General features: G+C 72.5%; 21 protein-coding genes. 12 read left to right on the forward strand and 9 right to left on the reverse strand.

The features are described from left to right. The first annotated feature begins 126 nt into the window (after positions 1-126). Together CS0771_RS10355 and CS0771_RS10360 are read left to right on the forward strand one after the other, a co-directional pair. Entirely contained in the window at positions 127-342 is a 216-nt protein-coding gene (locus CS0771_RS10355) for a biotin/lipoyl-binding carrier protein (protein WP_203742865.1), read from the forward strand. A gap of 14 nt (positions 343-356) precedes the next feature. Next, positions 357-857 (forward strand): GNAT family N-acetyltransferase, encoded by a 501-nt coding sequence (locus tag CS0771_RS10360; protein WP_212840785.1) that lies wholly within the window; start codon positions 357-359, stop codon positions 855-857. A gap of 10 nt (positions 858-867) precedes the next feature. Here the strand turns inward: CS0771_RS10360 and CS0771_RS10365 are convergent, their stop codons facing one another. Then, entirely contained in the window at positions 868-1,458 is a 591-nt protein-coding gene (locus CS0771_RS10365) for a TetR/AcrR family transcriptional regulator (protein WP_212840786.1), read from the reverse strand. A gap of 143 nt (positions 1,459-1,601) precedes the next feature. On the opposite strand from CS0771_RS10365, the gene CS0771_RS10370 reads away from it, so the two are divergent. Next, positions 1,602-3,191 carry an MDR family MFS transporter gene (locus CS0771_RS10370; protein WP_244870722.1) on the forward strand — a complete coding sequence of 530 codons (1,590 nt, stop codon included), beginning with the start codon at positions 1,602-1,604 and terminating at the stop codon, positions 3,189-3,191. Positions 3,192-3,415: 224 nt separating this feature from the next. Here CS0771_RS10370 and CS0771_RS10375 read toward each other — a convergent pair whose 3' ends face one another. Beyond that, positions 3,416-5,041 (reverse strand): tetratricopeptide repeat protein, encoded by a 1,626-nt coding sequence (locus CS0771_RS10375; RefSeq protein WP_212840787.1) that lies wholly within the window; start codon positions 5,039-5,041, stop codon positions 3,416-3,418. A gap of 183 nt (positions 5,042-5,224) precedes the next feature. On the opposite strand from CS0771_RS10375, the gene CS0771_RS10380 reads away from it, so the two are divergent. The 5 genes from CS0771_RS10380 (at position 5,225) to CS0771_RS10400 (ending at position 11,656) form a co-directional block, all read left to right on the forward strand. Then, entirely contained in the window at positions 5,225-6,259 is a 1,035-nt protein-coding gene (locus CS0771_RS10380) for an SIS domain-containing protein (protein ID WP_212845753.1), read from the forward strand. 142 nt (positions 6,260-6,401) lie between these two features. After that, on the forward strand, positions 6,402-7,931 hold the full coding sequence (locus CS0771_RS10385) for a sensor histidine kinase (RefSeq protein WP_212840788.1): 1,530 nt from the start codon (positions 6,402-6,404) through the stop codon (positions 7,929-7,931). Positions 7,932-8,270: 339 nt separating this feature from the next. Further along, the gene (locus tag CS0771_RS10390; protein ID WP_212840789.1) at positions 8,271-9,977 is read left to right on the forward strand and encodes a nitrite/sulfite reductase; all 1,707 of its coding nucleotides are present in this window, start codon (positions 8,271-8,273) and stop codon (positions 9,975-9,977) included. A gap of 193 nt (positions 9,978-10,170) precedes the next feature. Further along, the gene (locus CS0771_RS10395) at positions 10,171-10,881 is read left to right on the forward strand and encodes a phosphoadenylyl-sulfate reductase (RefSeq protein WP_212840790.1); all 711 of its coding nucleotides are present in this window, start codon (positions 10,171-10,173) and stop codon (positions 10,879-10,881) included. Further along, the gene (locus CS0771_RS10400) at positions 10,871-11,656 is read left to right on the forward strand and encodes a sirohydrochlorin chelatase (RefSeq protein WP_212840791.1); all 786 of its coding nucleotides are present in this window, start codon (positions 10,871-10,873) and stop codon (positions 11,654-11,656) included. The genes CS0771_RS10395 and CS0771_RS10400 overlap by 11 nt, the downstream gene beginning before the upstream one ends. 391 nt (positions 11,657-12,047) lie before the next feature. Here the strand turns inward: CS0771_RS10400 and CS0771_RS10405 are convergent, their stop codons facing one another. After that, positions 12,048-12,302 carry a WhiB family transcriptional regulator gene (locus CS0771_RS10405; protein ID WP_203742849.1) on the reverse strand — a complete coding sequence of 85 codons (255 nt, stop codon included), beginning with the start codon at positions 12,300-12,302 and terminating at the stop codon, positions 12,048-12,050. A gap of 408 nt (positions 12,303-12,710) precedes the next feature. Beyond that, positions 12,711-13,652 (reverse strand): diacylglycerol kinase family protein, encoded by a 942-nt coding sequence (locus CS0771_RS10410; protein WP_212840792.1) that lies wholly within the window; start codon positions 13,650-13,652, stop codon positions 12,711-12,713. Positions 13,653-13,815: 163 nt separating this feature from the next. Here CS0771_RS10410 and CS0771_RS10415 point away from each other — a divergent pair, with 163 nt between their 5' ends. Next, the gene (locus CS0771_RS10415) at positions 13,816-14,220 is read left to right on the forward strand and encodes a hypothetical protein (protein ID WP_212840793.1); all 405 of its coding nucleotides are present in this window, start codon (positions 13,816-13,818) and stop codon (positions 14,218-14,220) included. Positions 14,221-14,253: 33 nt separating this feature from the next. On the opposite strand, the gene CS0771_RS10420 is transcribed toward CS0771_RS10415, so the two are convergent. Continuing rightward, positions 14,254-14,667 carry an anti-sigma regulatory factor gene (locus tag CS0771_RS10420; protein ID WP_371821567.1) on the reverse strand — a complete coding sequence of 138 codons (414 nt, stop codon included), beginning with the start codon at positions 14,665-14,667 and terminating at the stop codon, positions 14,254-14,256. A gap of 115 nt (positions 14,668-14,782) precedes the next feature. Beyond that, positions 14,783-15,193, reverse strand: coding sequence for a superoxide dismutase, Ni (gene sodN, locus CS0771_RS10425; RefSeq protein WP_212840794.1), 411 nt, complete (start codon positions 15,191-15,193; stop codon positions 14,783-14,785). A gap of 79 nt (positions 15,194-15,272) precedes the next feature. Here sodN and CS0771_RS10430 point away from each other — a divergent pair, with 79 nt between their 5' ends. The 3 genes from CS0771_RS10430 to CS0771_RS10440 all read left to right on the forward strand — a co-directional run bounded on the left by CS0771_RS10430 (position 15,273) and on the right by CS0771_RS10440 (position 18,070). After that, positions 15,273-15,599 carry a S26 family signal peptidase gene (locus CS0771_RS10430; protein WP_305834653.1) on the forward strand — a complete coding sequence of 109 codons (327 nt, stop codon included), beginning with the start codon at positions 15,273-15,275 and terminating at the stop codon, positions 15,597-15,599. 222 nt (positions 15,600-15,821) lie between these two features. After that, positions 15,822-16,946 (forward strand): NADP-dependent malic enzyme, encoded by a 1,125-nt coding sequence (locus CS0771_RS10435; protein ID WP_212840795.1) that lies wholly within the window; start codon positions 15,822-15,824, stop codon positions 16,944-16,946. Positions 16,947-17,098: 152 nt separating this feature from the next. Further along, complete coding sequence (locus CS0771_RS10440; RefSeq protein WP_203742835.1) at positions 17,099-18,070, forward strand: zinc-binding dehydrogenase; 972 nt, start codon at positions 17,099-17,101, stop codon at positions 18,068-18,070. Between the two features lie 69 nt (positions 18,071-18,139). Here the strand turns inward: CS0771_RS10440 and CS0771_RS10445 are convergent, their stop codons facing one another. The 3 genes from CS0771_RS10445 to pta form a co-directional block, all read right to left on the reverse strand. Further along, complete coding sequence (locus CS0771_RS10445; RefSeq protein WP_212840796.1) at positions 18,140-18,685, reverse strand: GNAT family N-acetyltransferase; 546 nt, start codon at positions 18,683-18,685, stop codon at positions 18,140-18,142. Between the two features lie 151 nt (positions 18,686-18,836). Beyond that, positions 18,837-19,931 carry an acetate kinase gene (locus CS0771_RS10450; protein ID WP_212840797.1) on the reverse strand — a complete coding sequence of 365 codons (1,095 nt, stop codon included), beginning with the start codon at positions 19,929-19,931 and terminating at the stop codon, positions 18,837-18,839. Continuing rightward, positions 19,928-22,003, reverse strand: a complete 2,076-nt coding sequence (gene pta / locus CS0771_RS10455; protein ID WP_212840798.1) for a phosphate acetyltransferase — start codon at positions 22,001-22,003, stop codon at positions 19,928-19,930. Before pta ends, CS0771_RS10450 begins: the two co-directional genes overlap by 4 nt. Between the last annotated feature and the right edge of the window lie 48 nt (positions 22,004-22,051).

Genomic DNA, 22,051 nt, shown 5'->3' on the forward strand with positions numbered 1-22,051 from the left:
CACACCCCTTCCGGTAACGGCGCTCAGTCAGGGACAAATCCTATGCGCCGGTTGAGCGTCACCGGACCGGCGCTCCGTGATTGGATACGGTCGTCTTGCACGCGAGTCAGGGGAAGGGGCCGGCTGATGGCCGAGGAGATCAAGGCCGAGATGGTGGCGAACGTGTGGAAGGTCGTGGCGGCGGCGGGGGACGAGGTCGCCGAGGGTGACACCCTGGTCATCCTGGAATCGATGAAGATGGAGATCCCCGTGATCGCCGAGTCGGACGGCGTGGTCTCCAAGATCGCCGTGAACGAGGGTGACGTCGTCCAGGAGGGCGACCTCATCGCCGTCATCGAGTAGTAGCGTCACCCGCCATGACCGAGATCCTCGTCCGGCCGGCGCTGCCGGCCGACTACGACGCGATCGGTGCGCTGTCCGTCGCCGCCTACCGGGGCGACGGGCAGACCGCGGACGGCCACCCGTACGAGGCGCACCTGTCCGACGCCGCCGCCCGCGCCCGCGCCGCCGACGTGCTGGTCGCCGTGGACGAGGCCAGCGGGGCCGTGCTCGGCTCGGTGACCTTCGTGCTGCCCGGCAGCCCGCTGGCCGACCTGGCCCGGGAGGGGGAGGCCGAGTTCCGCATGCTGGCCGTGTCGCCGCAGGCCCAGGGCCGGGGCGCGGGCGAGGCGCTGGCCCGCGCGTGCCTGGAGCGCGCCGCCGCCCACGGCTGCCGCAGCGTCGTGATCTGCGTACGCGACTTCGCCGCCGACGCGCGCCGCCTCTACGCCCGGATGGGCTTCGAGCGGCTGCCCGAGCGCGACTGGTCGCCGCTGCCCGGGGTCACCCTGCTGGCCCTGCGCTATCCGCTGGCCTGAGCGCGGCCGCTCAGTCCCCGTCGCGGATGAGGTCGAGGGCGACCTCCATCGCCGCCTCGCGCCGCTGCTCGTCGGTGATGTCCTCGCCCTGCAGCAGCAGCCAGCTCGTGTTGAGCGCGAACACCGCCATGCCGGCCCGCAGCCGTGCGGTCGGCGCCGAGCCGGGCTCGGCAAGCAGGCCGATGATGTCGATGATGGCGTCGCGCATCTTCGTGCCGGCCGGCTGGTTCTTGAACGCCAGCTGGTTCTGGTGGAAGAAGCGCATCACCTTGAGGAACGGGCCGCTGTGCAGCTCGTCGGCGTAGCGGGCGAGCAGCTCGCGCCGGAACCCGGCCGAGTGCGGCTCCGGCTGGCTGCGCCCCCACTCGATCAGCGCGTCCATCCGGGTGAGGCGGTCGGCGCTGAAGCTGTCGACGATCTCCTCTTTGCTCTTGAAGTGGTAGTAGAGGGCCGCCTTGGTGACGCCCAGCCGCTCGGCGATCTCCCGCAGCGAAGTGCCCTCGTAGCCCTGCTCGGTGAAGAGGTCGAGGGCGACGGCCTGGATGCGGGCGCGCGTGTCCGGCCGGGCGTCGGCCCGGCCTGCGGCGAGGTCGTCGTTCATCGCTGCTCCGTGTTCCCTGGATCACACCGTCAGCCGGGCGGGGTAACCAACTTGACGGCCGGCAAGTAGGAAACTTACCGTACGGCTAGTAAATATTCTAGCCGGGCGGCAAGTAAGGTCGCCGGTGAACGAGCGGAGCCCCCATGACTGAAGTCCTGGACCGGACGACGTCGTCGCCCGACATCCCGAAGCCCAACCTCCGCGTGGTGCTGCCCGGCCTGATGCTCGCCATCCTGCTGGCCATGCTCGACAACATGATCATCGGTACAGCCATGCCGCGTATCGTCGGCGAGCTGGGTGGACTGGACAAGCTGTCCTGGGTGGTCACCGCGTACGTGCTCGGCACCACGATCTCGACTCCGATCTGGGGCAAGCTGGGCGACCTCTACGGGCGCAAGACCATCTTCCTGGTCTCGATCGTCATCTTCCTCGTCGGCTCGGCGCTGTCCGGCGCGGCCGGTGAGATCGACCCGGCCTCCGGCATGAACCAGCTGATCGCCTTCCGGGCGCTGCAGGGCCTCGGCGCGGGCGGTCTGATGGTCGGCGCGATGGCCATCATCGGCGACCTCGTCCCGCCCCGCGAGCGCGGCAAGTACCAGGGCATGATGGCCGCCATCATGGCCGTCGCGATGATCGCCGGCCCGCTCGTGGGCGGCCTGATCACCGACCACGCCGACTGGCGCTGGGCCTTCTACGTCAACCTGCCGATCGGCGGCATCGCCCTGTTCGTGCTGGCCACCACCCTGCACCTGCCGAAGTACCGCACCGAGCACCGCATCGACTGGATCGGCGCGGCCCTGCTCAGCCTCGGCGTCACCGCGCTCGTCCTGATCACCACCTGGGGCGGCAACAAGTACGCGTGGAACTCGGCCGAGATCCTGGGCCTGGGTGCGGCCGGTGTCGTGCTGCTGGGCATCTTCCTGTGGACGCAGACCCGGGTCGCCGAGCCGATCCTGCCGCTGGGCATCTTCCGCAACCGCAACTTCAGCCTGGTCTCGATCATCGGCTTCATGGTCGGCTTCGCGATGTTCGGCGCGATCTCCTTCCTGCCGCTCTACATCCAGACCGTGCAGGGCGCCTCGGCGACCAACAGCGGCCTGCTGCTGCTGCCGATGATGCTCGGCATGATGGTCACCTCGATCGTCGCGGGCCGGACCATCACCAAGACCGGCCGCTACCGGATCTTCCCGATCCTCGGCGGCATCACCCTCGCCCTGGCGATGGTGCTGCTCACCCGCCTCGACGTGGACACCAGCATCACCGAGTCCTCGATCTACATGGTGGTGCTCGGCGTCGGCATGGGCTTCCTCATGCAGACCACCATGCTCATCGCGCAGAACAGCGTGGAGCAGAAGGACCTGGGCGTGTCCAGCTCGACGGCGACGTTCGTGCGCTCCATCGGCGGCTCGTTCGGTGTGTCGATCTTCGGCGCGGTGTTCGTCGACCGGCTCAAGGACGACCTCGGCAGCGTGCTGCCCGCGGGCGCGCCCGGCGGCAACATGGAGTTCAACGTCGGCGGCCTGCAGCCGGACAAGCTCGACCTGCTGCCCGCGCCGATGAAGGAGGCGGTGCTGCACGGCATCGCGTACGCCACCTCGGGTCTGTTCTGGTGGGCGCTGGGCTTCGCGATCCTGGTCCCGATCGCGGCCTGGTTCATCAAGGAGGTCCCGCTGCGCGGCGGCGAGCCCACCGCCGAAGGCGCCGAGGCCCGTCCCCTGGTCGCCGTCGAGTAACCCCCGCGCCACCACCGAGGCCCCGCCCGCGCCGCCGTTCCCGGCCGCGCCGGCGGGGCCTCGCCATACCCGGCCCTGCGCCGACCCTCCCCGCCCGGCCCGGTCGCGCGGGAGATCGCCGTCTCGTGTCACAAAGTGTGGCTGGACCCCAGGTTGTGACACGAAATCGCGATCATGGGCCCTTCGGCCACGGCGCTGGCCCCGGATCGGGCGGAGCGAGGAGGTCAGGGGCGGCGGAGGAGGCGGGAGAGCCAGGGGCGGCGGGGCCGGGGGAGGGCGGTGGCCGGGTTGGCGGCGGAGCCGGAGCCGAGGAGGGCGTCGCCGGTGATGCGGCCGGCCAGGGTGCGGGCGGCGGGGGGCATGCCGGGGGTGATGTAGGCGAGCTGAGCCACCGCGACGTCGGCGGTGAACGGGTGGATGCGGCGTCCTTCGGGAACCGCGCGCAGCCGGGCCTCCAGCAGGGCGGCGACGTCGGCGCGGCAGGCGGGGTCCACCCACGCCGCGGCGACCAGCGCGTACAGCGCCTCGACGGCACCGTCCCCGGCGCCGAGGGCGACGTCCAGCAGCAGCCGCCGCCGGGTGGAGCCGAACCAGGGCTCCCCGGCACGGTGGTGCAGCAGACCGAGGCAGCACCACAGCCGCAGGAGGCGCCGCGCGGCGGGCACCCGTTCAGGATCGGCGCCCGCCGGGACGGGTGGGTGGGACAGCGCCGCGAGCAGGTCCTCGGCGGGTATGCCGGCCAGCCGCACCGCGGCGTCGTAGGTCATCGGCGGGGGTGCCCAGCCGAGCGGCAGCATGGCGGCGATCGCGCGGGCGGCGGCGGGCTGCGGCGGGTCGGGCCGGGGTCCGGCGGGCGGGACCGGGTCGCCCTCCTCGGGCACGAAGCCGAGCCAGGGCAGCCGTTCGCAGCACTGCTGCAGGTCGTGGTGCTCGTGGCTGGCGTCGGTGGTGGCGCGCATGAAGTCGGCGAGGGCGACCAGGTGGCCGGGGTCGCCGTCGGCGAGGAAGCGCAGCCGGTGCGCGGTGTGCACGGCGCAGTCGTACGACGGGTCCTTGGCGGTGGCCTCCTCGATGAGGGCGAGGGCTTCGGCGGTGTGGCCGAGCTCGGTGAGCCACAGCGCGAGGTCGGAGGCGACGGACAGGTCGTCGGGGTCGTGCCGCTGGGCGGCCCGCATGGCCCGCACCGCTTCGTCCAGCCGCCCGTCGGCGCGCAGGGCGTTGCCCCACCACATCTCGGTGAGCTTGCCGGACTGCAGGCGTACCCCCCGCTCGGCCCAGGCCAGCGCGAGTGGCAGCTCGCGCAGCCGCCGCGCCACCCCGGAGGCGGCGCCGTGCAGCAGGGCCTCGCGGGGGTGGGCCACCAGGGCGCGGCGGGCCAGGTCGAGGTATGGCCGGGTGGCCCGCGCGATGTGCGCGGGGGCGGGGTCGGGGAGCGCGCCCAGCACCGACAGCAGCACCCGGAGCAGGTGCTCCGGCGGGAGGGCGGCCGGGTCGAGGGCCTGCACCCAGCTGACGTCGGCCCAGGGCCGGGCGGGGTCGTGCACGGTGGCCTGGGCGAGCAGGGTGAGCGCGTCGGCGTGGCGGCCGTGCCGGGCGAGCACGTGCGCGAAGGCGACCACGCGGCCGGCGGTGGCGCGCTCGCCGGGGTGGAACAGCCTGAGCCCGCCGTCGTCGGCGCGGGCGGCGATCTTCGCGAGCAGTTCGTGCGCCTCGGGCAGGCGCGGGTCGTGGCCGAGCGCGGCGGCGAGGTGGCGTACCGCGTGCTCGGCGTCGTGCTCGTCGAGGGCGAGGGTGGCGAGGGCGAGCTCGCCCAAGGCCTCCTGCTGCGGATCGTTGACGCCGTCGGACACGTGACCCTCCCTCGGTGGCACAGGGTAGAGCCGCGCGCGGGCGTTGTGTGCCCCTGCTCGTTTCTGCGCGCAGTGTTGCCTTCGCAGTCAACATCGTGCAAGACTGCGCACCGAACGCGCGATATCGCGCAGCATCACCGGGCGAAGTGGTAGGGAGAAGAGATGGGCCAGCGCGGCAGCGGGATGGCAGCGGACATCGCCGAGCAGCCGGAGGTGTACGCCGGGCTGCTGGCGCCCGCGCGCGCCGACGCCATCGCACAGGTCGCCAAGGTGATCGCCGAGCGGAAGCCCAAGCACGTGGTGTTCACCGCGCGCGGCACGTCCGACCACGCGGCGCTGTACGCGGCCTACCTCACCGAGATCCGGCTGGGCCTGCCCGCCGGGCTCGCCTCGCCGAGCGCGATCACCGTCTTCGGTGCCCGCCCCGACCTGTCGCACGCGCTGGTGATCGGCGTCTCGCAGAGCGGCGGCTCGCCCGACCTGGCCGAGGTGCTGCGGGTCGCCCGCGGCTCCGGCGCGCTCACCCTCGCGGTGACCAACAACCCCGAGTCCGTGCTCGCGCAGACCGCCGAGCTGTCGGTCGACGTCGCGGCCGGGCACGAGCGGGCGGTCGCCGCCACCAAGACGTACACCGCCGAGCTGTTCGCGCTGCTGATGCTCATCGAGGGGGTACGCGCCGGCGACGGTGCGCTGCCCGCCGAGGAGCGCGCCGCGCTGGAGCGGCTGCCGGAGCTGGCCCGGCAGACCCTGGCCGACCCGACCGCCGCCGAGCTGGCCGCGCGCTACCGGTTCGCGGCCCGGATGGTGACCACCGGCCGCGGCTACGCCTACCCGACCGCCCGCGAGGCGGCGCTGAAGCTGATGGAGACGTCGTACCTGCCGGCGCTCGCGTTCTCCGGTGCGGACCTGCTGCACGGTCCGCTGGCGATGACCGACCCGGACGTGCCGGTGCTGGCCATGGTCGGCGCCGGACTGGGCGGCCAGGCCATGCGCGAGGTGCTCACCCGCCTCGACGAGCGCCGCGCGGACGTCGTGGTGGTCGGCCCCGAGTCCGTCCCCGGCGCCTCGGCCCGCCTCGACGTCCCCGCCGTCGACGAGCGCTACGCCCCCCTCCTGGAGATCCTCCCCCTCCAGCAGCTCGCCCTCTCCCTGGCGCTGGCCCGCGGCGAAGACCCCGACGCCCCCCGCGGCCTCAAGAAGGTCACCGCGACCCTCTGACCCCGCCGAGATCATCCGACTTGCCAGGCAACCGGGCGTATCGCGCGCCAAGATACGCACACCTGCCCGGCAAGTCGGGTGATCTTCGGGTGGGTGTGCGGGCGGTGGCCGCGCGGGCACCCGGGCGTGAGACGCTGATCGCGTGTCAACGCTGCGTGAACTGGTCGAGGAGCACACGTCGCTCGGCCCGGCCGACATCGATCACCTGCACCGGCTCGCCGGCGACTGGCAGCTGATCTCCGACCTCTCCTTCGCCGACCTGCTGCTGTGGGTGCCGGTGGAGAGCGAGCCGGGCGGTGGCACGCCGTCGTTCCTCTGCGTGGCGCAGGTGCGGCCGACCACCGCGCCCACGGCGTACCAGGACGACCAGGTGGGGCGCACCTCCAGCGGGCCCGAGGTGGCCCACCTGGGGGTGGCGCGCGAGCAGGGCCGCATCTGGCGGGAGGGCGACCCGGTCTGGTACGGCGACACCCCGGCGCGGCACGAGGCGATCCCGGTGCGGCGCCGCGCCGACGACGGCGAGGCGGGCGCGGTGATCGCCGTGGTGGGCCGGGACACCAACCTGTCCACCGCGCGCACGCCCAGCCAGCTGGAGCTGAACTACCTGACCACGGCCGACGACCTGGCGCAGATGATCGCCGACGGCACCTTCCCGGCGGTGCGCCACCCGGGGGAGACCACGTCCGCGCCGCGCGTCGGGGACGGCCTGATCCGGCTGGACGGCAGCGGCAAGGTCACCTACGCCTCGCCCAACGCGCAGTCCGCGATCCGCCGCCTGGGCTTCTCCGCGCATCTGGTCGGCGAGGACCTGGCCGCGATGTTCAACCGGCTCGCCGAGGACCCGCTGGAGGGTTCGGAGGCCAGCAACCGCATCCTGTCCGCGCTGCGCGGCGACGCCCCGGCCCGCAAGGAGATCGAGGCGCGTACGGCGACCGTGCTCAGCCGGGCGCTGCCGCTGATGCCGGCGGGCGTGCCGATCGGCGCGCTGGTGCTGGTCCGCGACATCACCGAGGTCAAGCGCCGGGACCGCGCCCTGATCACCAAGGACGCGACCATCCGGGAGATCCACCACCGGGTGAAGAACAACCTGCAGACGGTCGCGGCGCTGCTGCGCCTGCAGGCGCGCCGGGTCACCCTGCCGGAGGCGCGGGCGGCGCTGGAGGAGTCGGTGCGCCGGGTCGCCTCGATCGCGCTGGTGCACGAGACCCTGGCCATGTCCGCCGACGAGGCGGTCGAGTTCGACGGCATCGTGGACCGGGTGGCCAACGCGGCCGCCGAGGTGGCCGCGCCCGAGTCGCCGGTGCGCACCCGGCGCGAGGGCAGCTTCGGCGTGCTGCCCGCCGAGATCGCCACCCCGCTGGTCATGGTGCTCAACGAGCTGCTGCTCAACGCGGTCGAGCACGGGTTCGACTCGATGGGGGGCGAGGTCGTGGACGGCGCCGAGGTGGTGGTGCACGTGGAGCGGGCCAAGCGGGAGCTGCACGTGACCGTCGCCGACAACGGGCGCGGGCTGCCGGAGGACTTCGACCCGACCACGAACAAGCGGCTGGGCCTGCAGATCATCCGTACGCTGACCACGGGCGAGCTGCGGGGCACCATCGAGCTGCGCAACCGGGCCGAGGGCGGCACCGAGGCGCTGCTGTTCGTGCCGCTCGCCAAACGCGAGCGTTAGTCCCTGTTTTAACAAAGAGCGATCTGCGTCACGTCCGCGTCAGAATGTGGGACGTGACGCGATCGGTGATTGGCACGGGTCTGCCCGCCGTGAGAAAGTGACTGCATGACCGCCGCTGTGAACCGCCGCCTGATGGGGCTCGGGCTGACCGCCCGCCGCCACATCGATTTCGGCCGCGTGCGCAGCGCCATCTGTCCGGCTGGCTGACTGCGCCCGTCCGTTTTTTCGAAACCCGGGCGCGCATACGCGCCGGAGCATTCATCTGCTTGAATCCGCGTTCGACCGCGGTGCTGGCGCATAGGCGCGTCCTCGCTCCACTGACTACAGGAGGACGCTGCGATGGCAGCATCGGCAGCACCGTCATCATCGGCAGGCACCCCCGGCCGGGCCGCGCGCAAGCCCCGCGGCGAGGGTCAGTGGGCGCTCGGGCACCGCGAGCCGCTGAACCCGAACGAGCGCACCAAGAAGGACGACAACGGGCTCAACGTCCGCGCCCGGGTCGAGAACATCTACGCCCATCGCGGCTTCGCCTCCATCGACCCGGCCGACCTGCGCGGCCGGCTGCGCTGGTGGGGCCTCTACACGCAGCGCAAGCCCGGGATCGACGGCGGCCGCACCGCGGTGCTCGAGCCGCACGAGCTCGACGACGAGTACTTCATGCTCCGCATCCGCGTCGACGGCGGCCAGCTCGACCTGGCCCAGCTGCGCGCGATCGCGGACGTCTCGGCGAAGTACGGCCGGGACACCGCCGACATCACCGACCGGCAGAACATCCAGCTGCACTGGGTCCGCATCGAGGACGTGCCCGCGATCTGGCGCGAGGTCGAGGCGGTGGGCCTGTCCACCACCGAGGCCTGCGGCGACACCCCGCGCGTGGTGCTCGGCAGCCCGGTCGCCGGGGTCAGCGAGGACGAGGTGCTGGACGGCACCCCGGCGGTCACCGAGATCGTCGAGAAGTACATCGGCGATCCGTCGCTGTCCAACCTGCCCCGCAAGTTCAAGTCCGTGATCTCGTGGCTGCCGGACGTGCCGTACGAGGCCAACGACATCGCGTTCCTCGGGGTCGAGCACCCGGAGCACGGGCCCGGCTTCGACCTGTGGGTCGGCGGCGGCCTGTCCACCAACCCGATGCTGGCCCAGCGCCTGGGCGTCTGGGTGCCGCTGGCCGAGGTGGCCGAGGTGTGGCTGGGCGTGTGCCGGCTGTTCCGCGACTACGGCTACCGCCGCCTGCGCAACCGGGCGCGCATCAAGTTCCTGGTCGCCGACTGGGGCGTGGCGAAGTTCCGGCAGATCCTGGAGGACGAGTTCGTCGGCCGCAAGCTGGTCGACGGCCCCGCGCCGAAGCTGCCCGAGCACCCGATCGACCACATCGGCGTGCACCGCCAGCGGGACGGGAAGTTCTACGTCGGCGCGGCGGCCGTCGCGGGCCGGGTCAGCGGCACGGTGCTGGCGCAGGTCGCCGACATCGCCGAGGCGCACGGGTCGGGCCGGGTGCGGCTGACGCCGTACCAGAAGCTGCTGGTGCTCGACGTGGCCGAGGAGAAGGTCGAGTCGCTGATCGCCGCGCTGGACGCGGTCGGGCTGCAGGCCCGGCCGTCGACCTGGCGGCGCGACACGATGGCCTGCACCGGCATCGAGTACTGCAAGCTGGCCATCGTCGAGACCAAGGCCACCGCGGAACGGACCGTGGCGCACCTGGAGCGCACCATCGGCCGGATCGACGGCTCCATCTCGATCAACGTGAACGGCTGCCCCAACGCCTGCGCCCGCACCCAGGTCGCCGACATCGGCCTCAAGGGCCAGCTGGTGCCCGGCCCGAACGGCGAGCTGGTCGAGGGCTTCCAGGTGCACCTGGGCGGCGGGCTGAGCATGGCCCAGGGGCAGAACCCGAACTTCGGGCGCAAGCTGCGCGGTCTCAAGACCACGGTCGAGGAGCTGCCTGAGTACGCCGAGCGCCTGACCCGCCGCTACCTCGAAGGCCGCAAGGACGCCATGGAGCCCTTCGCCGAGTGGGTGCTGCGGGTCGACGAGGAGGAGCTGCGATGAGTTCGGACGGCAGTCAACGGGCGGTGCCGTACTACTGCCCGTTCTGTGGCGAGGAGGCGTACCTGCGCCCGCACGCGGGTCCGGAGAACGAGGCAGGGGAGCCGGCCGCCGGCACCCACGGGCAGTGGGAGTGCCGAGCGTGCCGACGGGTTTTCGCGCTGAAGATGATCGGACTGCTGGGGAGGGTGACGCAATGACCGTGGACGTGCGGCGTTCCACCGCGGAACTGATGGATCTGGCGAGCCGGGCCGGGGCCGAGCTGGAGGGCGCGCCCGCCGAAGAGATCGTCGGCTGGGCGGCGGCCACGTTCGGGTCGCGCTTCTGCGTCACCAGCTCCATGGCCGACGCCGTGCTGGCGCACGTGGCGGCCCGGGTCGTGCCCGGCATCGAGGTGGTCTTCCTCGACACCGGCCTGCACTTCCCGGAGACGCTGCGGGTGCGCGACCGGGTCACCCGGACCATCCCGGTGACCGTGCGGACCGTGCGCCCCGAGCTGACCGTCGCCGAGCAGGACGAGCGCTACGGCCCCCGGCTCTACGCCCGCGACCCCGACTCCTGCTGCTACCTGCGCAAGGTGAAGCCGCTGGAGGAGGCGCTCGCCGGATACGAGGCGTGGGCCGCCGGCCTGCGCCGCGACGAGGCGCCGACCCGCGCCAACACCCCCGTCGTGCACTTCGAGCAGAACCGCGGCAAGGTCAAGGTCAACCCGCTGGCGACCTGGACCCAGGACGATGTGGACGCGTACATCGCCCGCCACGACATCCCGGTCAACCAGCTGCTGAACCAGGGCTACGGCTCGGTCGGCTGCTGGCCGTGCACCCGGCGCACCCAGCCGGGCGAGGACCCGCGTTCGGGCCGCTGGGCGATGTTCGACAAGACCGAGTGCGGTCTGCATGCCGCGTGACGCGCTGACGGCCGGCCCCACGGGCGCACCCGCGCCCGTGGTGCTGGTCGCGCACGGCTCGCGCGACCCGCGCGCACAGGCCGAGACGCGGGCGCTGGCCCGTGCGGTCGCCTGCGCGCGGCCGGGGCTGGACGTCCGGGTGGCGTTCCTGGAGCTGGCCGAGCCGCGCCCGGCGGACGTGCTGGCCGCGCTGCGGGCCGCGGGCGCACCCGCGCCGGTGGTGGTGCCGCTGCTGCTGACCCGGGCGTACCACGGGCGGGTGGACCTGCCCGCCCAGGTCGCCGGGTACGACTGCGTGATCACGGACACCCTCGGCGCGGTGTCCGAGCCCCTGCTCGCCGGGCTGGTGCGCCGCCTGCACGAGGCGGTGCCCGGGCGGGCGGGTGCGGTCACCGCGGGCGCTGGCGCCGGTTATGACGCGGTCGTGCTGGCCGCGGCGGGGACCAGCGTCGCGTCCGGGCGGGCGATGGTCGACGAGGTCGCGGCGGAGCTGGGACGGCGGCTCGGCGTGCCGTGCCGGGCCGCGTATGCCAGCGCGGCCGCGCCCACCGGCGGGCAGGCGGTCGCGGCGCTGCGCGAGACCGGGGCGCGCCGGGTGGCGGCCGCGTCGTACTTCCTCGCGCCCGGGCGGCTGTATGAGGCGATCGTCGCCGATGCGCGAGACGCCGGCGCGATCGGCGCGGCAGCGCCCCTGGGAGCGTCGAGAGAGCTCGTTCGGCTCGTTCTGCACCGCGTGGATGCGGTCGCTCCGCAACGCGCTCTCGTGACCGCCTGAGCCGGTTTCCGGGTCGTTTCACGCACCGTATTTCCCTGGTCACGGGCCGACATTCGTGATCTTGTCTGTCCTGGGCGTGCCCGCCCGCTCCGCCCTCGGCGGCCACCCTCCGGCAAAGATCGCGGTCTCGTGTCCAAACCTCTGGTCTAGCCGCACAATGCGACACGAAGCCGCGACCATGCCCCGGCCGGCGTGACCCTGGCTGGCGCTGTCCCACGCGAAGATCGCGTTCTCGTGTCGAAACCTCGGGTCCAGCCGCACTTTCTGACACGAAGCCGCGATCATGCCCACCGCCCCACAGACCCGGACAACGTAAAAGCCCCGGAGCTTCAGCGCTCGGGGCTTTCTACGTTTTGTGGCGAGGCGTTGTGGTGCAGGTGTCGCTGGGTGCTCAGAGGGAGTGCGCGCGGACCCGGAGGCCGCCACGGCGCTTGACGGCGCGCCGCTCCTCTTCGCTCATCCCACCCCAGACTCCCGCGTCCTGACCGGTCTCCAGCGCCCACTTGAGGCACTCGTTGGAGACGGGGCACCGCCCGCACACCTTCTTCGCCTGCTCGACCTGAAGCAGTGCGGGGCCGGACGTCCCGATCGGGAAGAACAGCTCCGGGTCTTCGTCGCGGCAGACTGAATGGTGGCGCCAGTCCATGGCGGAAACACTCCTTGTGATGGCAGTGGAGATTGCTAACGATGCGTTTGGTACGTTCGGGCTTCTCTGTATGCGAACGCGCGTGAAGCGATTTGGATGCGATCCAGTTGTTACGGACCGCTACCGAAATCAGCAGCGCGTGTCGGCGCAACAGGTTCAGCGCTCGGTACGCTTGTGAATGCTTTCACGAACTCCCGCGATGTCAAGGGGGGTGCCCGAAATTAGGACGGACGGGTGAGCAAGCTCACGACCGTTTTGTCCGGATCACCGGGCGTGACCCCGGACCCCGACATGCGACAGTCAGTGATCAATGTAGTACGAGCCGTAATGCGTCGCCAGGATTTCCAGCTTGTGTCACGTGTGCCCATTGACACAGATCGCCATTTCGCGGCCTTTCGACAGCGACTCTTAGCAGATTACGCGCAGTGCCCCGGGCACCGAGGTGAATTTCACCTTTTCGCGCTCACCTAGATAGTCGCCGTCTAGTTGGAACGCCTGGGGGGTGGCGCAACGGACGACGAACTCCGCCAGATCGTGGCGCACCATGATCTTTTTTCCGGACATCTCTCCCCGTTCGTCCGGATCGTCTGGCTGATGAGTCAGCATCTGGGTGACCGTGTGGAGGGTGGAGGGCAGGTGGAGGGCCCGCAGCGCCAGCACGTCGAGCCCCGCGTCGAAGGACGCGCGGGGGCTCGCGTGCACCTCCCGCTCGCCGAGGTACGTCCACGGGGCGGTGTTCTGCACGATCACGTTGGCCAGGCCGCCCTCGATCTCGGCGCCCGGCTCCTCCACGGTGATCCCGGGTTCGCGGCGGCCCTCGACGAAGTACTGCCCGAGGGTGGAGCGCAGGTAGAGGCCCGGGGTGGAGCGGCGGCCCTTGCGCCGCGCCTGCTCGACCCGGCGCACCACCGCGGCGTCCAGGCCCAGGCCCGCGCAGAAGGTGAAGTAGCGGTCGTCGGCCAGGCCCAGGCTGACCGTACGGGTGCTGCCCCGGCGCAGCGCACGCAGGATCACCGAGGTGGCGTCCACCGCGTAGCGGGGCAGGCCCAGCGCGCGCACGAACACGTTGGTGGAGCCGCCCGGCACCACGGCCAGCGCCGGGCCCTGCGCGCCGCGCCCGGCCGCCATCAGGCCGTTGACGACCTCGTTCACGGTGCCGTCGCCGCCGAGCGCCACGACCACGTCGACCCCGCCCGCAGCGGCGTCCCGGGCCAGGTCGAAACCGTGCCCGCGACGCCGGGTGAAGCCGATGGCCAGCTCCATCTCGCTGCGCAGCGCACCGGCCAGCACGTCGCGGGTGCGGGCGGACGTGGTGGTCGCCTTGGGGTTGACGACGAGCAGACCTCGCATGACGGGAATGTACCCGGCGCGGTGACCTCCTGTTACGCGGGCCGCACGCTGGGAGACGGCGTTCACCGTGCTTCGGTTAGGGTTCCTGGCGAACCTGAGACCCTCGCCGGACCGCCCGCGCGGCGCGGTGGGCGGCCAGGCAGAGCCGTGAGAGGGGTCCCCGATGTCCGCCGAGACCGCCGCCACCCGGCCGCCCGCGACGCTGTACGGCGCGGTCGCGCTGGTCCTGCTGCAGGCTGTGGCCGTGACCGTGCTGGCCGCGGTGCTGGTGTACGCCGACTTCACCGCGCGCGCCACGGACCTCCGGCTGGCCGCCGGGGTGACCGTGTTCGCGCTGGCCATCGCCGCCTGGCTGGGCGCGGTGGCGTGGGGGCTGCTGCGCCGCCGGCCCGGCGTGCGGGGTCCGGGGCTGGCGCTGGAGCTGATGATCACGGCACCCGCGTTCTTCATGATCAATGGCGGGCTGCCCGCTGCGGGCTGGACCGTCATGGGCAGCGCGCTGGCCGTCATCGGCCTGGTGCTGGCCCCGGCGACGACCCGCTGGCTGGGCTGGCGCGAGCGCGCCTGACCGGGCGCGACCGGCGGCCCGGTGGCGCGGCGGTCAGGCCGCGGCGGGCTGCTGCGGCAGCTCGGTGACCAGGCGGATGGTGGCCACGCCCTCGGCCTGCTCGGCGTCGACCCGCGAGGTGAGTCCGCTGAGCACCTTCCACGCGAAGGCGGAGTCGTTCGGGAGCTTCTTCTTGCCGTTGACCGGCGCGGAGATGGCCACGGTCAGCTCGGTGGCGCCGATCTCGAAGCGGCAGTGCAGCTGCGCGCCGGGGGGTGCGATCCCGAGGAGCATCGCGCACGCCTCGTCCACGGCGATGCGCAGGTCCTCGATCTTGTCACCGGCGAAACGCAGGCGCGCGGCCAGCCCGGCCGTCGCCGTACGCAGCACGCCCAGCCAGCCGCCGTCGGCGGGCACGGTGACGGCAACAACGTTGTCGGTCAGCGACATCGCCGTCGGTTGCAGAATCTGACTCACCTGGCCCAACCCCCCGGGCGGAGCCTAGCTCATGACCGGCCGTCCGCGCGCACTCGTCGTCCGGTGCAGCCGGGTGACCGGAACGGCCACCCGGCGAGCACGGACATCAGGCCTGCTTGGTCTCCCAGAAGATCTTCGCGATCTCGTCGATCTTCACCAGCAGCTGCTCGGCGACGGCCGGGTCGGCCTGGCCCTTGGCACCACCCGCGCCGGCCAGCTTGGTGGCCTCGTTGAACAGCTGGTGCAGGTTCGGGTACTTCTCGAAGTGCGGGGCCTTGAAGTAGTCGGTCCACAGCACCCACAGGTGGTGCTTGACCAGCTCGGCCCGCTGCTCCTTGATGACCAGCGCCCGGGTCCGGAACTCCGGGTCGGTGTTGGCCTGGTACTTCTCGCAGATCGCCTTGATCGACTCAGCCTCGATCCGGGCCTGCGCCGGGTCGTATACGCCACACGGCAGGTCGCAGTGAGCGCTGACCACCGTGCGCGGCTTCAGGCCGCGTCCTTTCAAGAACTGCATCGGAGTCCTCCATGAGCTGACTGAGGTCTGAACGGGACAATGATCCCCTTGCCGACCCTACTCCGCCGCGGAGGCTTTGTTGCGCTGGCCGCTGTTTCCCGTCCTCGTGCACGGCCCGTCCATGGCGCCGACCCTGCGCCACGGCGACATGCTGCTGGTACGCCGCGGCGGGCGCCCCGTCCGGCCGGGCGACGTGGTCGTCGCGCGCTTCCGGGCGCGGCCCGAGCTGCTGGTCGTCAAGCGGGTGGCCCGGCTCCAGGACGGCGGCGTCTGGCTGCTCGGCGACAACGGCCTGGTCACCGACGACTCGCGGGCGTACGGCGTGGCCGACGCGCTGGGCCGGGTGGTCTGCCGTTACTGGCCCCGCCCGGCGCTCCTGAGGGCCCGGGAAAGGGCCCGTGAGTGAATCCGACACGGCCCTCACCAGGTGTGAAATGCCACAACCCGTGACCCTGGTCATTGATCATCTGTGGTGCCGGGTCTACACTCCGGGCTTCGGGAGAACCCCGTGACCTCGCCGCGCCGTGTCAACGCTGACCCGTCGTTGAACCGACTCGGCTCGTGTGCGTTGTCATAGTGGGAGTCCACAGTGGATCATCCAGCTTTCGAGAGGCACCGGGGCGGCAAGATGGCCGTCACGAGCACGGTGCCGCTGACCACCCGAGAAGATCTCTCCCTGGCCTACACACCCGGCGTCGCGCTGGTGTGCGAGGCGATCGCCGCCGACCCCGCCCTGGTGTACGACTACACCTGGGTCGGGCGCACGGTGGCCGTGGTGACCGACGGCTCGGCCGTGCTCGGCCTGGGCAACATCGGCCCGCGCGCGGCGATGCCCGTGATGGAGGGCAAGGCGGTCCTGTTCAAGCAGTTCGGCGGCGTCGACGCGGTGCCGGTCTGCCTGGACACGCAGGACACCGACGAGATCGTGGCCGTCGTCAAGGCGCTCGCGCCCGGCTTCGGCGGCATCAACCTGGAGGACATCGCCGCGCCGCGCTGCTTCGAGATCGAGCGGCGGCTGGTCGAAGCGCTCGACATCCCCGTGTTCCACGACGACCAGCACGGGACCGCGGTGGTCGTGTTCGCGGCGCTGCGCAACGCGGCGACGCTGCTCGACCGCAAGCTGTGCGACCTGCGGGTGGTGGTCTCGGGCGCGGGCGCGGCCGGGGTCGCCGTCACGAAGATGCTGATCGCGGGCGGGGTGGACCCGGCCGCCGTGATCGTGTGCGACTCGCGCGGCGCGATCCACGCGGGCCGGCCCGACCTGGCGCCCGGCTCGGCCAAGGCGGAGCTGGCGGAGCAGACCAACGCGCGCGGCCTCTCCGGCGGCATCGCCGCGGCGCTGGACGGCGCGGACGTGCTCATCGGCGTCTCCGGCGGGCAGATCGCCGAGGAGGCGGTGGCCCGGATGGCGCCCGGCGGCATGATCTTCGCGCTGGCCAATCCCACGCCCGAGGTGCACCCGGACGTCGCCGCCCGGTACGCCGCCGTGGTGGCCACCGGCCGCAGCGACTTCCCGAACCAGATCAACAACGTGCTCGCCTTCCCGGGCATCTTCCGCGGCGCGCTCGACGCCGGCGCCACCCGCATCACCGAGGGCATGAAGCTGGCCGCCGCGACCGCCATCGCCGACGTGGTCGCCGCCGAGCTCAGCGCCGAGGCGATCGTGCCCAGCGCGCTCGACCCGCGCGTCGCGCCCGCGGTGGCCGCCGCCGTCGCCGACGCCGCCCGCCACGAGGGCGTGGTACGCGCCTAACCGGTCCCGCGGGGCCGTCGGGCCCCGCCGCGCCGCTCGCGCCGGGGCCCGGCTCTTCCGGGCACCCCTCCCCGTACCGCGTTGACCTGCACTGCTGAACGGACCTTCAGGGTGCTCCGGAACGGCGGCCCCACTGCTGTTAGCGTCGGGCCATGCGTGCCGTCTATGCCGACTCCATCAATCCGGACAACCCGCTGGCCGGTCTCGCCGTGGGCGAGCGGCCCGAACCGCAGGCGCCCGAGGGCTGGGCCACGGTCCGCGTGATGGCCAGCGCCCTCAACCACCACGACCTGTGGTCGCTGCGCGGGGTGGGCCTGTCCGCCGACCAGCTCCCGATGATCCTGGGCTGCGACGCCGCGGGCGTCGACGAGGACGGCAACGAGGTGGTCGTGCACGCCGTGGTCGGCGACCCGGCCGCCGGGGGCGGTGACGAGACGCTCGACCCGAAGCGCTCGCTGCTGTCGGAGCGGCACCAGGGGACGCTGGCCGACCTGGTCACCGTGCCGCGCCGCAACCTGGTGCCCAAGCCCGCGGGCATGACCTTCACCGACGCCGCCTGCCTGCCGACCGCCTGGCTGACGGCGTACCGCATGCTCACCACCCGGGGGCGGCTGCCCGAGGGCGGCAGCGTGCTGGTGCAGGGCGCGGGCGGCGGGGTGGCCACCGCGGCGATCGTGCTGGCCGGAGCGCTCGGCGCGCGGGTCTACGCGACCAGCCGGGACGAGGCCAAGCGGGAGAACGCCACCGGGCTCGGCGCCACCGCGCTGGCGCCGGGGGAGCGGCTGCCGGAGCGGGTCGACGTGGTGATCGAGACCGTCGGCGAGGCCACCTTCGACCACTCGGTGAAGAGCACCAAGCCGGGCGGGCGCATCGTGGTGTCCGGCTCGACCTCCGGCCATCTGGCCACCGTGGACCTGCGCCGGGTCTTCTTCCTGCAGCAGGAGATCGTCGGCTCGACCATGGGCACCCGGGACGAGCTGGCCGCGCTGCTGGAGCTGATGGCGGCCCGCAAGATCGCGCCGGTGGTGGACACCGTCCTCGACTTCGCCGACGCCCGCGCCGCGTTCGAGCGCCTGGCCACCGGCGCCGGCTTCGGCAAGATCGTCCTCGACCACGGCCGCTGACCCGCCTGCCTGAGCGAAGCTCTCGCCGTGCCGGACCGGCATGGCGAGAACTTCGGCCGGAAGGGGCGGTCAGGCCTGCGGCCACTCTCGGGCCAGCAGCGACAGGACCACCGTGTCGTGGCGTACGCCGCGGTACGGGTACGCCTCGCGCAGCACGCCCTCGCGGGTGAAGCCGAGCCGGGCCGCCACGGCCAGGCTGCGCTCGTTCTTCGGGCTGGTGTGCCACTCGGCCCGGCTCATGCCGCGCACCTGGAACACCCAGTCGAGCACGTGGCGCACCGCGCGGGTGATCAGGCCCCGGCCCTGCCCGGCCGGCTCGAGCCAGACGCCCACCTCGCAGTTGCCGGCCTCGGCGTCGAAGCGGAACACCATGCAGCCGCCGACGAGCGTGCCGTCCAGCCAGATGCCGAGGATGCGCCCGGTGTCGGCGGCCTGCATGTCGGCGTAGCGCTGCAGCGTCGCGCGGGCCGAGTCCAGGTCGGTGGACCGGGTGGCGAACGGGATCCACTCGTCCACGTCGGCGCGGGCCCGGTCCATGTGGGTCAGGAACTCCTCGGCCTGCCAGGGTTCGATGGGGCGGAGCTCGGCTCCGTCGCCGAGCTGATGTGCGAACATGCGGCGCCTCGTCTTCGTACTGATGATCACGACGGAGCCATTGTGCCCCACGTGCGGTTGGCGCCGAACCCATCCGAAACTGTTTCAAACCGGACTGGTCTGGCGTTCGGGTCGTCGTGATCGATCACCGAGAGCAGCGAGGTCAGCGAGGTCAGCGAGCGAGCAGCTCCGCGGTCTGGGTGGCGATCTCCAGCTCCTCGTCGGTGGGTATGACGCACACCGCCACCGGCGCGCCGTCCGGCGAGATGAGACGCTCCTCGCGGGAGGCGGCGTCGTTGCGCGCCGGGTCCACCGTGATGCCGAGCGCGCCCAGCCCGGACAGCGAGGCCTCGCGGACCGGCGCGGCGTTCTCGCCCACCCCGGCCGTGAAGGTGATCGCATCCACCCGGCCCAGCAGCGCGTAGTAGGCGCCGACGTAGCCCTTGACCCGCTCGCAGTACACGTCGAAGGCGAGCGTGGCGGCCGCGTCGCCGTCCGCGCGGCGGCGCAGCACCTCCCGCATGTCGCCGTCCCCGCACAGGCCGCGCAGGCCGCTGCGCTTGTTGAGCAGGTCGTCGATGGCGTCGAACGACATGCCGGCCACCCGGTGCAGGTGGAACACGACCGCGGGGTCGATGTTGCCGCTGCGGCTGCCCATCACCAGCCCTTCCAGCGGGCTGAGGCCCATGCTGGTGGACGCGCTGCGCCCGCCTCGCACGGCGCACGCACTGGCCCCGTTGCCGAGGTGCAGGGTGATCACGTTGAGCTCGTCGGGATCGCGGCCGAGCAGCTTCGCGGTGCGGTGCGAGACGTACGCGTGCGACGTGCCGTGGAAGCCGTAGCGGGCGATGCCGTTCTCCTGCGCCACCTCGACGTCGATGGCGTACATCGCCTGCGCGGGCGGGATGGTGCGGTGGAACGCGGTGTCGAACACGGCCGCCTGCGGCACCCCGGGCAGCATCTCCCGGGCGATCCGGATCCCGGCCAGGTTCACCGGGTTGTGCAGCGGGGCCAGCGGGATGAGCCGGGTCACCGCCTCCAGGACCTCGTCGTCGATCAGCGTCGGAGTGGAGAAACGCAGCCCGCCGTGCACCACCCGGTGGCCCACCGCGTCCAGCTCGGACACGTCGGCGGAGAACAGCACCTCGCGTACGGCCTGCGCCGGGTCGGTGACCCGGTCCACCAGCCCGCCGTCCACGGACCTGCCGTCGACGTAGAGGCCCCACTTGACCGAGGCGGAGCCGACGTTGAGCACCAGGATCTTCATGAGGTCACCTGCGACTGGATGGCGGTGATGGCGACGGTGGAGATGATGTCGCGCACCGTCGCGCCCCGGGACAGGTCGTTGACCGGCTTGCGCAGGCCCTGCATCACCGGGCCCACCGCGACCGCGCCCGCCGAGCGCTGCACCGCCTTGTAGGTGTTGTTGCCCGTGTTCAGGTCCGGGAAGATCAGCACGGTGGCCCGGCCCGCCACGTCGCTGCCGGGCAGCTTGGTCGCGGCCACGCTCGGGTCGACGGCGGCGTCGTACTGGATCGGGCCCTCGACGGGCAGGTCCGGCCGCCGCTCCCGGACCAGCTTGGTGGCCAGCGCGACCTTGTCCACCTCGGCGCCCTGCCCCGAACCGCCGGTGGCGTAGGACAGCATCGCCACCCGGGGCTCGACGCCGAACCGGGCCGCCGTCTCGGCCGAGGAGACCGCGATGTCGGCCAGCTGCTCCGGGGTCGGGTCCGGGTTGATCGCGCAGTCGCCGTACACCAGCACGTGGTCGGCCAGGCACATGAAGAACACGCTGGACGCGACGGAGACGCCCGGCCGGGTCTTGATGATCTCGAAGGCGGGCCGGATCGTGTCGGCGGTCGGGTGCACCGCGCCGGACACCATCGCGTCCGCGCGCCCGGTGTGCACCATCATGGTGCCGAAGTAGTTGACGTTGGTCATCAGGTCGTACGCGATGTCGCGGGTCATGCCCTTGTGCGCGCGCATACGGGCGTACTCCCCGGCGAACTCCGACCGCCAGCGCGAGTCGGCCGGGTTGACCAGCCGCGCGTCGCCCAGGTCCAGGCCCAGCTCGCGGGCCCGCTGCTCGATCTCGTCCACCGGGCCGAGCAGGGTCAGGTCGCACACGCCACGGCGGCTGAGCGCCTCGGCGGCGCGCAGGATGCGCTCCTCGGCGCCCTCCGGCAGCACCACGTGGCGGCGGTCGGCGCGGGCCCGCTCGATCAGCTCGTACTCGAACATCAGCGGGGTGACCCGGTCCGGCCGGGTCAGGTCCAGCCGGCCGGCCAGCTCCACCGAGTCCACGTGCGACTCGAACAGGCCCAGGGCCGCGTCCACCTTGCGCTGGTTGTCGCCGCGCAGGCGGCCCTCCAGGCCGGTCAGCGCGGCCACCGTGTCGTAGCTGTCCGCGGGCACCGTGAAGATCGGCAGCTCCACCCGGAAGCGGCTCACCAGCGCGACCACCCGCGGATCGGGCTCCACGCCCAGGGTCAGCAGCAGCCCGGACACCGCCGCCTGGCCGCCCAGGTGCGCGGCGAACGTGGACACGATCAGGTCCGCCCGGTCGCCCGGCGTCACCACCAGGCAGTTGTCGCGCAGGTGCTCCAGGAAGGTGGGCACCGAGGCCGCGCCCACCACCGCGCTGACCACGTCGCGGGCCAGCGCGCCCGGCGTCGCGCCGTGCACCGGGGTGGCGTGCAGCGCGTGGGCCACCTCGGCGACCGTCGGGGCGGCGATCGCGGGCAGCTGCGGGATGGCGTACACGGGGACCGGCAGGGCGGGCAGCCGGGTGTCCGCCCCGGGCGCCACCCGGTTGGCGATCACGGCCAGCACGGGCAGGTCGTCGCAGGCGTAGTACGCGGCGCGCACCGCGTCGGCGATGTCCCCGGCGTCGCGGCGGTGCCCGTTGACCACGGGCAGCACGGAGGCGCCCAGCTCACCGGCCAGGCGCAGGTTCAGCTGCAGCTCCTCCGGCAGCGCGGGCTCGTCGTGGCCCTCGCCGAGGGTGCGCCCGAAGTCGGTGCCCACGATGATCACGGCGTCGCAGCCGCGCTCCAGCGTGTGGTAGTGCTCCAGCATCTCGCCGACCAGGTCGTCGATCCGGTGCGCGCCCAGCAGCTCCGAGGCGTGCTGGTAGCTCGGCCCGGCCGCGCCCAGCGTGCCGTAGCGGCTGCCCAGCAGCGCCAGCACCGGATCGTCGTCGCCGTCGCGCGACAGCGGGCGGAACACGCCCAGCCTGCGCACCCGGCGGCTGAGCAGTTCCGCGAGCCCGAGCGCCACGGCGGACTTGCCGCCGCCCGCCTCGACGCCGGTCACATATACGCCAAGAGCCACAGTCATACCGTACGGCGTGCCGAAGGCTCGACGTGTCCGTACCCCGGCCTTGGG

It is taken from the genome of Catellatospora sp. IY07-71, assembly GCF_018326265.1.
Taxonomy (GTDB): domain Bacteria; phylum Actinomycetota; class Actinomycetes; order Mycobacteriales; family Micromonosporaceae; genus Catellatospora.

Bases quoted from the DNA above. Each gene is read 5' to 3' on its own strand.
- CS0771_RS10355 (WP_203742865.1), top strand. From the start codon at position 127: ATGGCCGAGGAGATCAAGGCCGAGATGGTGGCGAACGTGTGGAAGGTC.
- CS0771_RS10360 (WP_212840785.1), top strand. From the start codon at position 357: ATGACCGAGATCCTCGTCCGGCCGGCGCTGCCGGCCGACTACGACGCG.
- CS0771_RS10365 (WP_212840786.1), bottom strand. From the start codon at position 1,458: ATGAACGACGACCTCGCCGCAGGCCGGGCCGACGCCCGGCCGGACACG.
- CS0771_RS10370 (WP_244870722.1), top strand. From the start codon at position 1,602: ATGACTGAAGTCCTGGACCGGACGACGTCGTCGCCCGACATCCCGAAG.
- CS0771_RS10380 (WP_212845753.1), top strand. From the start codon at position 5,225: ATGGCAGCGGACATCGCCGAGCAGCCGGAGGTGTACGCCGGGCTGCTG.
- CS0771_RS10390 (WP_212840789.1), top strand. From the start codon at position 8,271: ATGGCAGCATCGGCAGCACCGTCATCATCGGCAGGCACCCCCGGCCGG.
- CS0771_RS10395 (WP_212840790.1), top strand. From the start codon at position 10,171: ATGACCGTGGACGTGCGGCGTTCCACCGCGGAACTGATGGATCTGGCG.
- CS0771_RS10400 (WP_212840791.1), top strand. From the start codon at position 10,871: ATGCCGCGTGACGCGCTGACGGCCGGCCCCACGGGCGCACCCGCGCCC.
- CS0771_RS10405 (WP_203742849.1), bottom strand. From the start codon at position 12,302: ATGGACTGGCGCCACCATTCAGTCTGCCGCGACGAAGACCCGGAGCTG.
- CS0771_RS10410 (WP_212840792.1), bottom strand. From the start codon at position 13,652: ATGCGAGGTCTGCTCGTCGTCAACCCCAAGGCGACCACCACGTCCGCC.
- CS0771_RS10415 (WP_212840793.1), top strand. From the start codon at position 13,816: ATGTCCGCCGAGACCGCCGCCACCCGGCCGCCCGCGACGCTGTACGGC.
- sodN (WP_212840794.1), bottom strand. From the start codon at position 15,193: ATGCAGTTCTTGAAAGGACGCGGCCTGAAGCCGCGCACGGTGGTCAGC.
- CS0771_RS10435 (WP_212840795.1), top strand. From the start codon at position 15,822: ATGGCCGTCACGAGCACGGTGCCGCTGACCACCCGAGAAGATCTCTCC.
- CS0771_RS10440 (WP_203742835.1), top strand. From the start codon at position 17,099: ATGCGTGCCGTCTATGCCGACTCCATCAATCCGGACAACCCGCTGGCC.
- CS0771_RS10445 (WP_212840796.1), bottom strand. From the start codon at position 18,685: ATGTTCGCACATCAGCTCGGCGACGGAGCCGAGCTCCGCCCCATCGAA.
- CS0771_RS10450 (WP_212840797.1), bottom strand. From the start codon at position 19,931: ATGAAGATCCTGGTGCTCAACGTCGGCTCCGCCTCGGTCAAGTGGGGC.
- pta (WP_212840798.1), bottom strand. From the start codon at position 22,003: ATGACTGTGGCTCTTGGCGTATATGTGACCGGCGTCGAGGCGGGCGGC.